Origin of the sequence: Photorhabdus aegyptia, from assembly GCF_000612035.1 — a bacterium.
GTDB classification, from domain to species: domain Bacteria; phylum Pseudomonadota; class Gammaproteobacteria; order Enterobacterales; family Enterobacteriaceae; genus Photorhabdus; species Photorhabdus akhurstii.
The window spans coordinates 1-11,412 of sequence record NZ_JFGV01000013.1 but is presented as its reverse complement, the minus strand read 5'-3'; the positions used below and the strand labels follow the sequence as shown (position 1 = coordinate 11,412).

Here is an 11,412-nt window from a genome sequence, read left to right as displayed (position 1 = left end):
CAAGGTACGGCGGAATATAGAATAGCAATATTCGCAGGCACGCCTGACGAACCTAAATATTTAATACTCTAAATAACTATTTATTTAAATTGTTAAAAATCATGGTTATTAAAATTTGGTTATTATTAGTAGAAAAAATTGTTTGAGAATATTTAGATTTTATCTGACGAGTAACCCATCCGGTAACGTTTGAGAGAGCGGCTGGCTTTATGGGTAGGAATAATAAATTGTTCCATTTTACAAAAATTCGCCAGAGATGAGTTATGGATGATAATCTACTATGGATAATTGCTATTGAGATAGATTTTTATATTTCATAACTTAACCAGAGCTATTTTTCTTATCTTATCTAGCAATAAAACATAAATCTAACGTAGTAAGTATAGAACCAATAAAGAATAAAAATGGAGGCAAAAATAAAATAGCTTATTGATCTAATTTTATTGCTTTTAAATAAAACATATGACTTGTAAAAACAGGCTATATAAAAAGGACTAAGTGGGATTAATATAAATATGGAAGTGATTATATCAATGCCTCCATCTTCATATTGCCATATATCACAATCAATTGAGTTGAAGTCAAAAAAGTCTGTAACCCTAGGAAAAGCGAATGAGTTAATTAATCCAAAGGATAAAAAACTTAACATAAAAAATGTAAATATATCTGATGTTTTCATTTTTTATCCTTTAAGTAAATTATCTAAATAATCTAGCCGCTTATATATACTTACTCCGTAAGAAATCCATTTTTTTTCATCAGTAGTGCTTAATTCAGGCGGAGTGTTCATTATTCTTATGAAATCTCCCTTTTTTCTTGTTATACCACGGTTATATCTAGAACCAGCCATGATATATTGTTCTTTTGTTAAATTCTTGGTATCTGCATTAGGATAATCATAGAGAATTAAATCTCTTAAATGACGAGCAACCATTTTAATATTAAATTCATCAATTTGAAGGCAAGTTGCAATTTCTAACTGGTCTGTTGTTGTTAATGTATTTGAGTCGAAACCCATCATATCTGCTACATGTCTTATCTGTATTGCAACTATACCCGTAGAAGTTTCATTTGAGCCTTTTGAGCGAGTTTTATCAAGATTAAAAGCCTGTTCACGCCATTGCCTCATTGCAATAGTGTTTAACTTCCACATATCTGGTTTACCGCCCGCTTCTATTCTGGCAACACCAGCCAAAAGATTTGGCGGGATTTGTTCTATATGGGCATATTTTAAAATTAGGTTTCTGTTATATTTCACATATGCATCTTTATAACCATCCAGATAATTTACTGAGCCTGGAATAAATTGATTAAGAAGATAAATTGAAGCATCTATTTCATCCCATCGCCTAAAAGATGGCCTGGAATTTGGGTTATATGTACAAAAATTATTACTTAATACCCTGTCACGCAATTGATTCATTCTTAATAAACCTCATCATCTCTGATGCTATAAGCAGAAGTACCAGCAATGTGATGACTCCACGTTATATTTTGATAAATGACAGAGATACTCTCTTCTGGTTGATTTTCTGCATGAGTTAAAGAGTGGGGGTAATTAGTATTAAAAGCATTTATTTTTGCTTTTGTTAATTCTATTGAATAAAACTTTTCTTGAGCACCTTCTGATGAAGTTCTATAAAAATCTAACAGGATATGAAGTTCTTCGTTGTTTGAAATTGCTAGTCCAAGTAAAGGAGAGGATTTATCGATGGGTTTTATGATATTAAAAGGGTGATGGCTTACGTGTTGTACTCGCGTTAAAGAATGGGTAGCGGAGTAAACTAGTATTTGATCCCGGTGGTTTTCTTGATATTTATTACCAATAGAATCAAAAGTAGAACAGCCTGCTGAAATTAACCCTTGGTTCTTTCCTTTTATGGTCGCATAAATCAAATTAGACATTATTAAATCCTTTATGAAAAATTAACACATAAAAAACACTTATAACAAAAAAGATTTATATTGCCCAGTTTTATTTTTAAAATATAGACTTTGGTCACAGAAGGAAATAATCTAAATACTAAGCTATATCCTGTTCCCGTTTATTCTGATAGCAATGACATTAATAACGCCTAAATGGAAGCGACCTTCTTCCCCAAAATAGCTGCTTCAGGAACAGTGCCGGCAACCAGTGTATTTGTTAAGCCGTCATAATGGATATTGCCATCAACGATTAATAAAGCGCGATCAGCTATACGAGCGGCATCATCCAGATTATGGGAAACCATCAGTAATGTAAGCTGGCGTTCGTGGCAAATTTGTTCCAGTAATACCAGCATTTCATTACGCAGTGCCGGATCTAGGGCAGAAAATGGCTCGTCAAGTAATAAAATTGGCTGTTGGCGTACTAGGCAACGGGCTAATGCTGCCCGCTGCCGTTGTCCACCAGAAAGTTGAGCGGGCAGACGGGTCAGGCAATCTTCCAACGAAACTTGAGAGACTATTTGCTGTAATATCTGTTTCTGCGTGCTATTAAGGTGTAATCCGGGGTGTAAGCCTAGCCCAATATTTTGCTCAATTGTCAAATGAGAGAAGAGATTATTTTCTTGAAACAGCATGGAGACTGGGCGTTGAGCAGGTGACGTGCTGGTATGATTTTTCCCATTCAGCCATAGGGAACCTCGTTCTGCTGTTTGAAAACCGGCGATCAGGCTTAGGAGTGTACTTTTACCCGCCCCGCTAGGGCCTAGGATTGCGATACGTTCTCCGGCTTTAATTTGCAAGTCAAAGCGCATCACCAGATGTTCATAGCGGTAAGTCAGATTTTCAAGTTTAAGCATTACGTGGTCTCGGTAAGCGTTCAAGTAAACTAAACAGCATAAAACATAACAATAACAGCAATAAAGCAGTGATAGCGCCATCCTGACTCCGGTAAGCTCCGATTTGCTGGTAGAGATAGAAGGGCAGAGTACGGAAATCTTCATTGCCAAATAGCGCGACAACGCCAAAATCTCCAATAGAGAGAACACACGCAAAGGCCAGCGCTTGTGCCAGCGGAACTTTCAGTGCTTTTAGTTCAATCCAGCGCAGTCGGTTAATACCTTGAATATTCAGGGAGCGACACAGTGGATTATAGCGGGCCGCCAGATCTTTCATTGGATTATCCAGAACTTTCAGCGCATAGGGAATTGCCATCAGTGCGTTGGTTAAAATTACCAGACCATAGGGTGAACGGGGCAGGCCGACGGTATCGTTGAGCAACAGAAAGAATCCTGTTGCCAATACAATGCCCGGCATAGAAAGGATCAACAAACCACTCATTTCCATTGCTTGTCCCCAATGGGGGGAATGACGCAGGTACAACTCACGGCTGCTCCACAGCAGCATCATAGTGAATAAAACACATAATAACCCCGCGCCTAAAGCAATCACCACTGAGGTGATAAATGCCTGCCACAATGCAGGCTGGCGCAATACGTTAAGCAACCCGCTGTTCAGTCCATCCAAGATAACCGCCAATAATGGCGGCACGAGCAGTAATAATGCTGCGATAATTAACAGGCTGTCGCAGATTTTTCTCAACAAAGTGTCCTGTGGATTACGCCATTGCTGTTGGTTGCTGTAGCCGACAGATAGAGCACTGTTAAGCTTCTGGCTGAGGAGCACAAGGCCAAGGCAGCAGGTGATCTGAATCAACGCCAGTAATGCGGCGCGGTTGAGATCGTAGTCATAGCTTAACGCCTGATAGATTGCCAGTTCGACAGTTGTTGCAGCAGGTCCGCCACCTAACGCCAGCACGGTAGCAAAACTGGCGAAACAGAGCATAAAAATCAGTGCGCCAGTGGGCAGGATTTGGCGGCGTAGATAAGGCCATTCAACAAAACGGAAATGTTGCCATTCATTCATACCTAGCTGAGCCGCTAATTGCCGTTGTTCCACCGCGATGTTTTCCAGTGATTGCAGTAAAAGCCGTGTCGCTAGTGGCATATTAAAGAAGATATGTGCCAGCAAAATTCCTGGTAGACCATAAGGGGTGAAATGGTAATCGATGCTGATCCATTCACAGAACTGAGCCAGCCAGCCGGCTCTGCCATAGACCGTCAGAATGCCGAATAGAGCGACCAATACAGGCAAAACCAGCGTCATAGCACATAGGCGGAGAAATAGAGTTCGGCCTGGAAAATGACGGCGATAGAGGGCTCTGGAAAGAAAAATAGCCGGGATAACAGAAAACAGCGCCGATAAAAAAGCCTGCCAGAATGTAAAACGCACCACATGCCACAGATAGCTATCTTCCGCCAGTAAAGACCAATTACGTTCAGGTGCATTAAACCAAAGTGCACCGAACGCTAGTAAGGCGACCAATAGTAAAAGACCGGAGGCAATGGCCCCCGGTAACAGCCATCCGGCCATCAGCGGCTGACAGCGCTTTGCCATGCACGAATCCATTGGTTACGGTATTTTGCGACTTCTTCTGCGGGATATTGCAGCGATTTTTCAGGTATTGAAAGTTGTGAATACACTTCCGGGAGTGGGATATCAATGACCGGATACATCCAGTTAGTGGTTGGAATTTCCTGTTGGAAAGCTGGGGTCAGCATAAACTGCATAAATTTCTGGGCAAGCTCTGGTTGCTTACTGGAGGCCAGTTGTGCGGCCACTTCGATTTGCAGGTAATGACCTTCATTAAAGGTAGCGGCAGCATAATCGTCTGTCTTCTCAGATAAGAGGTGGTAGCCCGGTGAAGAGGTATAGCTTAGTACCAGATCGCCTTCTCCTTTCAGGAACAGACCGTAAGCTTCACTCCAGCCTTTGGTAACAGTTAGTGTTTTCTTTGCCAGTTTTTTCCAGGCTTGTGGGGCATCATCACCATAAATTTTCTGCATCCATAGCAGCAAACCTTGCCCCGGTGTGCTGGTGCGAGGATCTTGATAGATCACTTTCCAGTTATTGGGGCTATTAATTAGCTCATCCATGCTTTTGGGTGGGTTTGGCAAACTCTTTTTGTTGTAAATGAAGGCAAAATAGCCATAGTCATAAGGAATAAATATCTGGTTATGCCATGACACCGGCAGTGCCAGCTTGCTGATATCCACTTGACTTTCAGTGAACAACCCCGTTTGTTGAGCTGCTTGAATCAAGTTGTTATCCAACCCAAGAATAATATCGGCAGCAGTGCGTTTGCCTTCCATTCTTAGGCGATTGAGCAAAGAAACACCATCTTCCAGAGCAACCAGTTTCAGTTCACAGTCACATTCAGCTTCGAAGGCTTTTTTAATTGCTGGCCCGGGTCCCCATTCTGCGGCAAAAGAATCATAGGTATAAACCGTTAATACCGGTTTAGCTTGTACAACCTGACTCAATAGCAACGTAGAAGCTGATAGGGCCGTCAGTGCGATTAATTTGGAAAATAACGTCTTAAACACTTTGCTCTCCTTACATTAAGAGGATTGGCAAAGGATTTGAGGTGGCGCTAAACGGCAAGATAATGTCTGTGAAATAGTTAGCAGCTCAAATCCCTACGCCGGTATTAGCCGGATCAGGTTCGGCGGGTTTACTCTCAGCAAGGCTGTTTTAAACAGCCAGCACCCCGTTGAGATGGCGCTATTGTAGAGATTTAGCTAGCGACTGCAAAGTCCAATGATAGAGGTTTACCACTTGAGGGTAGTGTGAAACAATTAGTCATCTTTCAAATTTAGTTTATCGAGGTAGTCTGGTGATCGATGATGATGGCTACCGCCCGAATGTAGGAATTGTAATTTGTAATCGGCAAGGCCAGGTTTTGTGGGCGCGGCGTTATGGGCAGCATTCCTGGCAATTTCCTCAAGGGGGCATTAATCCGGGGGAATCACCAGAACAGGCTATGTACCGGGAACTGTATGAAGAAGTGGGGTTAGGTCGGAAAGATGTACGCGTTCTGGCTTCTACTCGTAATTGGTTGCGTTACAAATTACCCAAGCGTTTGGTGCGTTGGGATACTCGACCTGTCTGTATCGGTCAAAAACAGCGGTGGTTTTTATTACAACTGCTCTGTAATGAAGAAGATATTAATGTGCAACACAGTAATACCCCGGAGTTCGATGGTTGGCGTTGGGTCAGCTATTGGTATCCTGTCCGGCAGGTTGTCTCTTTTAAACGTGATGTTTATCGGCGCGTGATGAAAGAGTTTGCTTCGGTTGTCATGCCAATGCAGGAAAGCTCATCCCTGCCACGTTCTTCGTATTCTTATCGTCGCAAAAGAAGTTAGGTGAGTTCTATGCTCATGCGCTTACGGGAAATTGTTGAAAAAGTTGCTATGGCAACCAATCTGGCCGAAGCGCTTGAGCTATTGGTGAACGAGACCTGTCTGGCGATGAACACGGATGTCTGTTCTATCTATCTTGCTGATCATCAACGGCGGTGTTATTACCTGATGGCAACCCGAGGGTTGAGGAAACCCCGGGGAAGGGCTGTCAGTTTGGCTTTTGGTGAGGGAGTCGTCGGACAAGTTGGTCAATTGTCTGAACTGATTAATCTGGCTGATATTCGCAGCCATCCAAGTTTCAAATATTTGCCTCAAGTGAAAGAGGATAGCTTCCGCGCGTTTTTGGGCGTTCCGGTGGTCTATCGCCGCCAGTTGCAAGGTGTTTTAGTCGTTCAGCAGCAGGAACAACGCCTGTTTAATGAAACCGAAGAGTCCTTTATGGTGACGCTTGCGACACAACTGGCGGTGATCCTTGTTCAAGCTCAGACTAAGGGATTGTTTGGTCAGTATCGGCAAACCAGAATTAAAGCGCTGGCAATTTCCAATGGCATCGTGATGGCTCAGGGATGGCAAGATTGTTCCCAACCCTCACTTGACCAAATTTTTGAAGCTTCAACCCTTGATCATGCAGCAGAACGTTCTCGTTTGATTCAGGCGCTTGAAGATGCAACAGCAGAATGTCGTCGGCTCAGTAAACGTTTTACCGCTGGCTCTCAAAAAGAGAGTGCTGCAATTTTTAATCTTTATTCCTACCTTTTGAATGATCCTCAATTGAAACAAGATCTGTTCTCCTGTGTTGAACAGGGATCTGTTGCGCAATGGGCGGTTAAACAAGTTATTGAGAAATACGCAGAACAATTTGCCAGCTTGCAGGATGCTTATATGCGGGAAAGGGCATCAGATCTACGGGCGCTTGGGCAGCGATTACTATTTCATCTTGATGATTCACTGACTGCCAGCCATCAATGGCCTGAATGGTTTATTCTGGTTGCAGATGAACTGAGTGCCAACCTATTGGCAGAAGTGCCGCAAGAAAGATTAGCAGGAGTTATTGTTCGTGATGGCGCTACCCATTCACACTCTGCCATATTGGTACGTGCAATGGGTATCCCGGCTATTATGGGAGCAGATATCCAGCCGGAACTTCTGCACAATCGTATGCTGATTCTTGATGGTTTCCGTGGAGAAGTATTTATTGAACCTGAACCACTGATTTCGCAGGAATATAAACAGATTATCGAAGAAGAAAAAGCGCTTAGTAAACTGGCTGAGGGGGATGTTGATCAGGAAGCACGGCTCAAAAGTGGTGAACGCATTCTGGTTCAGCTTAATGCAGGTTTGAGCCTGAAATATGAGTTGCAGATCAGTAATAGTATTGATGGTGTTGGACTCTATCGCACTGAAATACCCTTTATGCTGCACTGTGGTTTCCCATCAGAAGATGAACAAAAAGCGCGTTATCAGGAGATGTTGCAATTATTTCCCGATAAACCGGTGGTACTACGTACACTTGATATCGGTGCAGACAAACAACTGCCTTATATGCCGATTAGCGAAGAGAACCCTTGCTTGGGATGGCGTGGTATACGGGTGATGTTGGATCAACCGGAGATTTTTCTTATTCAGCTTAGGGCAATGCTCAGAGCTAACGCTGAGACGGGTAATCTGAAAATCTTGCTGCCAATGGTAACGAGTGTAGAAGAAATTGATGAAGCTAAACGATTAGTAGACAGGGCGAAAGAGGAAGTCGAGCAAATGTTGGCGCGTCAAATACCTATGCCTCAACTTGGTGTAATGATTGAAGTTCCTTCGATGATTTTCTTGTTGCTACAACTCAAAAAGAGAGTCGATTTTGTGTCTATTGGCACCAATGACCTAACACAATATCTATTGGCTGTGGATCGGAATAATACTCACGTCGCTTCTCTTTATGATTGCTTGCATCCGGCGGTAATTCGGGCATTAAAACTGGTATTTGAAAATAGCCAACGAGCAGGTCTTACCGTCAGTATTTGTGGTGAAATGGCAGGAACCCCGATGGGTGCGTTATTATTGATTGGTCTTGGCTATCGTAATCTGAGTATGAGTGGTTGTAGTGTGCCAAGGATTAAGTATTTATTGCGCCATCTGGAGATGGCTCAGGTTGAAAAATTAATGGCCGAAATACTACAAGCTGAAACCAGCCTAAGAGTAAAGGAGCTGTCAGCAACGTTTATGGAACAGCATGGGGTTGGCGGTTTGGTCAGAGGCGGCATTTAATCCGTTTAACGGCCTGTGCTATGATTCTCAATCACTTGCCTTAGGGCATTAACGCTAAATATTAAGTGGGGAAAGATGAGTAACAGCTATCTGGCATTTCCTAATATTGACCCGGTTATTTTTTCAATAGGTCCAATAGCCCTCCATTGGTATGGTTTCATGTACTTGGTTGGGTTTGTATTCGCCATGTGGCTAGCAACACGCAGGGCAGCGAAACCCAATAGTGGTTGGACAAAAAACGAAGTAGAGAACTTGCTTTATGCAGGTTTTGCTGGCGTATTTGTTGGTGGCCGTCTGGGCTATGTCCTGTTTTATAACTTCCCTGCCTTTCTCGACAACCCGCTTTATTTGTTTAAAGTTTGGGACGGTGGAATGTCTTTCCACGGTGGTTTGGTGGGGGTTATCTGCGCAATGTGGTTGTTTGGTCGCAGAACGAAACGCCATTTCTTACAAGTTGCTGACTTCATTGCACCGTTAGTCCCTTTTGGCTTAGGCATGGGGAGAATTGGTAATTTTATTAACGGCGAGTTGTGGGGACGTGTCACATTGGATACGCCGTGGGCGATGCTGTTCCCAAGCTCCCGCAGTGAAGATATTGCACTGGCTGCAACGGAGCCTTCATTGCTATCGGTACTTGAACAATATGGTGTTCTGCCGCGTCACCCTTCGCAGCTTTATGAAATGGCGTTAGAAGGGATCGTTCTGTTCATTATTTTGAATTTATATATCCGTAAACCTCGGCCGATGGGCAGTGTATCTGGTTTATTCTTAATTGGTTACGGTATTTTCCGGGTAATAGTCGAATTTTTCCGTCAACCGGATGCACAATTGGGTTTATTCGACGGGATCAGCATGGGACAAATTCTTTCTATGCCCATGATCCTGGCGGGAATTTTAATGGTGATATGGGCATATAAACACCAAGGTAATAAGGTACAAGAGGTAAAATGAAACAGTATCTGGATTTAATGACAAGAGTGCTTGCAGAGGGCACTCCGAAGGCAGACCGCACCGGGACGGGAACTCTCTCCATTTTCGGGCATCAGATGCGTTTCAATTTGCAGGATGGCTTTCCGCTAGTGACAACTAAACGTTGCCATATCCGTTCAATTATTCATGAACTTCTTTGGTTTCTGAATGGTGATACGAATATTAAATACCTGCATGAAAATGGGGTGACCATTTGGGATGAATGGGCGGATGACAATGGTGATTTGGGGCCTGTGTATGGTAAGCAATGGCGTGCATGGGGCACCGCAGATGGCCGCCAGATTGACCAATTGAAAACCGTACTGGAACAGCTTAAAAGCGATCCAGATTCACGTAGGATCATTGTTTCGGCTTGGAACGTTGGTGAATTGGATAACATGGCATTAGCGCCATGCCACGCTTTCTTCCAGTTTTATGTCGCGGATGGCAAACTTTCCTGTCAGCTTTACCAGCGCTCTTGTGACGTATTCCTTGGCTTACCGTTCAATATTGCGAGCTATGCGTTGCTAGTTTATATGATGGCGCAGCAATGTGATTTGGAAGTGGGCGATTTTGTCTGGACCGGTGGCGACACCCATCTTTATAGCAACCATATGGAACAGACAAAATTACAACTCAGCCGTGAACCGCGTTCATTGCCAAAACTGGTGATAAAACGTAAACCGGCATCACTTTTTGATTATAAATTTGATGACTTTGAAATAGTCGATTATGACCCGTACCCGGGAATAAAGGCACCGGTTGCTATTTAGTTGTTTGGTTATTAGCAATAATCTGGAGGGAGACTATTGAGTGTGAATTGTCTCCCTTTTAATTTTGATAATATAAACACAAACGTGCAGAAGTAGAGAAAAAAGGCCATAAATACTATTTTTCAGAAAATACTATTTCTCAGAAGAAAGTCAGAGATCTGCTTGGTAATTCAGAGTATTTGGAGTGTAGGATGTTTATTGTGAAAAATGGGATATCTAAATTGGAACGTGGGAAAGATCAAGCAGATATAAACGCAGAACAACAGGCGATAGCGTTGTTTAAAATCGCTATGCTGTCTAAGAAAGACATTATAGAAGGTAGAAAAATGGTCCCCGAAGAAGCACTTCGTAGGCGCAGGGAACATCGGGCTTGATATATACCCGTTATCTTTCAAGTTGCCTCTTTGTTGGCTGTACTCACTCACCCGGTCACATAGTTCTCTATGTTCCCGGGGATTCGCTCCCTTGCCGTCGTGATTCATCTTTAAATTCATAGGGTATAGTAAAAAACTCTCTATGGCGTATTAGTCTTAGAGTCGGATAGGTCGGTATTAAACCCAGCCTAAGACAGCAATATGAAAGATCTTAAAAAATCTTTTTTTACTCAATCAGTTGTAGAAATAGATAAAGTTAATCGATAAAAACTGTACTAGAAACTTTGAAACGTGTACTCAAGGCTTTTATATGGGTTACTGTTAGTGACTTTGTTCCATTCAGAATTTGTGATACCAGAGAAGCTTCTCCGATTTCGTTTTTGAGGTCGGCTTGTGTAAGACCGTATTGATCCATCAGAACTCGTAGGACTGCAACCCCCGTAGGGATATTTTCAATAGCTTGGTTAAATTCTGCAAATTCAGGGGCGGTATCTTCATAGCGTTCAATTGTTGTAGTTAGAATATCAATTAACCCTTTGTTATTGTCATAGTCTTTGAAAAGCTCATCAATCAAATCCAGCGCTTCTTTGTACTGTTCTGAGGTATCGATGTAGGACAGCCAAGGGATCTCTGAAAACAGAGCGCGAGCCCGTACCTGAACGACTGAAAAATTGATCATTCTCTGTTTCTCCGGTAGTCATTGGTTAGCTTGTCGTATTCTGCGTGAGATACGATATGTTTAATATAATGGTGCTCCATTGAAAACTTGATAAAGGCCAGTAACCGAACATTATTACCACTAATATCTATATCCGTCATCTTTCAAGTTGCCTCTTTGTTGGCTGCACTC

At 42.7% G+C, this 11,412-nt stretch carries 12 protein-coding genes and 1 riboswitch; of the genes, 5 read left to right on the top strand and 7 right to left on the bottom strand.

The genetic code is table 11. The annotated features are described in order from the left end of the window. Positions 1 to 682 precede the first annotated feature (682 nt). The 5 genes from BA1DRAFT_RS05760 to thiB all read right to left on the bottom strand — a co-directional run bounded on the left by BA1DRAFT_RS05760 (position 683) and on the right by thiB (position 5,369). The gene (locus BA1DRAFT_RS05760; RefSeq protein ID WP_036776965.1) at positions 683 to 1,423 is read right to left on the bottom strand and encodes a hypothetical protein; all 741 of its coding nucleotides are present in this window, start codon (positions 1,421 to 1,423) and stop codon (positions 683 to 685) included. A gap of 2 nt (positions 1,424 to 1,425) precedes the next feature. Next, positions 1,426 to 1,905, bottom strand: a complete 480-nt coding sequence (locus BA1DRAFT_RS05755) for an Hcp family type VI secretion system effector (protein ID WP_036776964.1) — start codon at positions 1,903 to 1,905, stop codon at positions 1,426 to 1,428. A gap of 170 nt (positions 1,906 to 2,075) precedes the next feature. Beyond that, positions 2,076 to 2,783, bottom strand: a complete 708-nt coding sequence (gene thiQ / locus BA1DRAFT_RS05750; RefSeq protein ID WP_036776962.1) for a thiamine ABC transporter ATP-binding protein ThiQ — start codon at positions 2,781 to 2,783, stop codon at positions 2,076 to 2,078. Continuing rightward, positions 2,776 to 4,380: a thiamine/thiamine pyrophosphate ABC transporter permease ThiP gene (gene thiP / locus BA1DRAFT_RS05745; RefSeq protein ID WP_036776959.1), complete on the bottom strand. Its 1,605-nt coding sequence runs from the start codon at positions 4,378 to 4,380 to the stop codon at positions 2,776 to 2,778. The genes thiQ and thiP overlap by 8 nt, the downstream gene beginning before the upstream one ends. Then, positions 4,356 to 5,369: a thiamine ABC transporter substrate binding subunit gene (thiB, locus tag BA1DRAFT_RS05740; protein WP_036776957.1), complete on the bottom strand. Its 1,014-nt coding sequence runs from the start codon at positions 5,367 to 5,369 to the stop codon at positions 4,356 to 4,358. The genes thiP and thiB overlap by 25 nt, the downstream gene beginning before the upstream one ends. 72 nt (positions 5,370 to 5,441) lie before the next feature. Next, a riboswitch (TPP riboswitch) is annotated at positions 5,442 to 5,546 on the bottom strand. Between the two features lie 113 nt (positions 5,547 to 5,659). Here thiB and rppH point away from each other — a divergent pair. From rppH to BA1DRAFT_RS05715, 5 genes are all read left to right on the top strand, one after another. Further along, on the top strand, positions 5,660 to 6,190 hold the full coding sequence (gene rppH / locus BA1DRAFT_RS05735; RefSeq protein WP_036776955.1) for an RNA pyrophosphohydrolase: 531 nt from the start codon (positions 5,660 to 5,662) through the stop codon (positions 6,188 to 6,190). Positions 6,191 to 6,199: 9 nt separating this feature from the next. Beyond that, the gene (gene ptsP / locus BA1DRAFT_RS05730) at positions 6,200 to 8,446 is read left to right on the top strand and encodes a phosphoenolpyruvate--protein phosphotransferase (RefSeq protein WP_036776953.1); all 2,247 of its coding nucleotides are present in this window, start codon (positions 6,200 to 6,202) and stop codon (positions 8,444 to 8,446) included. 75 nt (positions 8,447 to 8,521) lie between these two features. After that, complete coding sequence (gene lgt, locus BA1DRAFT_RS05725; RefSeq protein ID WP_036776952.1) at positions 8,522 to 9,397, top strand: prolipoprotein diacylglyceryl transferase; 876 nt, start codon at positions 8,522 to 8,524, stop codon at positions 9,395 to 9,397. Next, positions 9,394 to 10,188 (top strand): thymidylate synthase, encoded by a 795-nt coding sequence (gene thyA, locus BA1DRAFT_RS05720; protein ID WP_036776950.1) that lies wholly within the window; start codon positions 9,394 to 9,396, stop codon positions 10,186 to 10,188. Before lgt ends, thyA begins: the two co-directional genes overlap by 4 nt. Before the next feature lie 200 nt (positions 10,189 to 10,388). Then, positions 10,389 to 10,562 (top strand): hypothetical protein, encoded by a 174-nt coding sequence (locus BA1DRAFT_RS05715; protein WP_235200980.1) that lies wholly within the window; start codon positions 10,389 to 10,391, stop codon positions 10,560 to 10,562. Between the two features lie 256 nt (positions 10,563 to 10,818). Here the strand turns inward: BA1DRAFT_RS05715 and BA1DRAFT_RS05710 are convergent, their stop codons facing one another. Together BA1DRAFT_RS05710 and BA1DRAFT_RS05705 are read right to left on the bottom strand one after the other, a co-directional pair. After that, complete coding sequence (locus BA1DRAFT_RS05710; RefSeq protein ID WP_036776948.1) at positions 10,819 to 11,241, bottom strand: helix-turn-helix domain-containing protein; 423 nt, start codon at positions 11,239 to 11,241, stop codon at positions 10,819 to 10,821. After that, positions 11,238 to 11,381: a type II toxin-antitoxin system HigB family toxin gene (locus BA1DRAFT_RS05705; RefSeq protein WP_082303642.1), complete on the bottom strand. Its 144-nt coding sequence runs from the start codon at positions 11,379 to 11,381 to the stop codon at positions 11,238 to 11,240. Before BA1DRAFT_RS05705 ends, BA1DRAFT_RS05710 begins: the two co-directional genes overlap by 4 nt. Positions 11,382 to 11,412: the final 31 nt, after the last annotated feature.

Bases quoted from the DNA above. Each gene is read 5' to 3' on its own strand.
- BA1DRAFT_RS05755 (WP_036776964.1), bottom strand. From the start codon at position 1,905: ATGTCTAATTTGATTTATGCGACCATAAAAGGAAAGAACCAAGGGTTA.
- thiQ (WP_036776962.1), bottom strand. From the start codon at position 2,783: ATGCTTAAACTTGAAAATCTGACTTACCGCTATGAACATCTGGTGATG.
- BA1DRAFT_RS05710 (WP_036776948.1), bottom strand. From the start codon at position 11,241: ATGATCAATTTTTCAGTCGTTCAGGTACGGGCTCGCGCTCTGTTTTCA.
- lgt (WP_036776952.1), top strand. From the start codon at position 8,522: ATGAGTAACAGCTATCTGGCATTTCCTAATATTGACCCGGTTATTTTT.
- ptsP (WP_036776953.1), top strand. From the start codon at position 6,200: ATGCTCATGCGCTTACGGGAAATTGTTGAAAAAGTTGCTATGGCAACC.
- thyA (WP_036776950.1), top strand. From the start codon at position 9,394: ATGAAACAGTATCTGGATTTAATGACAAGAGTGCTTGCAGAGGGCACT.
- thiP (WP_036776959.1), bottom strand. From the start codon at position 4,380: ATGGCAAAGCGCTGTCAGCCGCTGATGGCCGGATGGCTGTTACCGGGG.
- BA1DRAFT_RS05705 (WP_082303642.1), bottom strand. From the start codon at position 11,381: ATGACGGATATAGATATTAGTGGTAATAATGTTCGGTTACTGGCCTTT.
- BA1DRAFT_RS05760 (WP_036776965.1), bottom strand. From the start codon at position 1,423: ATGAATCAATTGCGTGACAGGGTATTAAGTAATAATTTTTGTACATAT.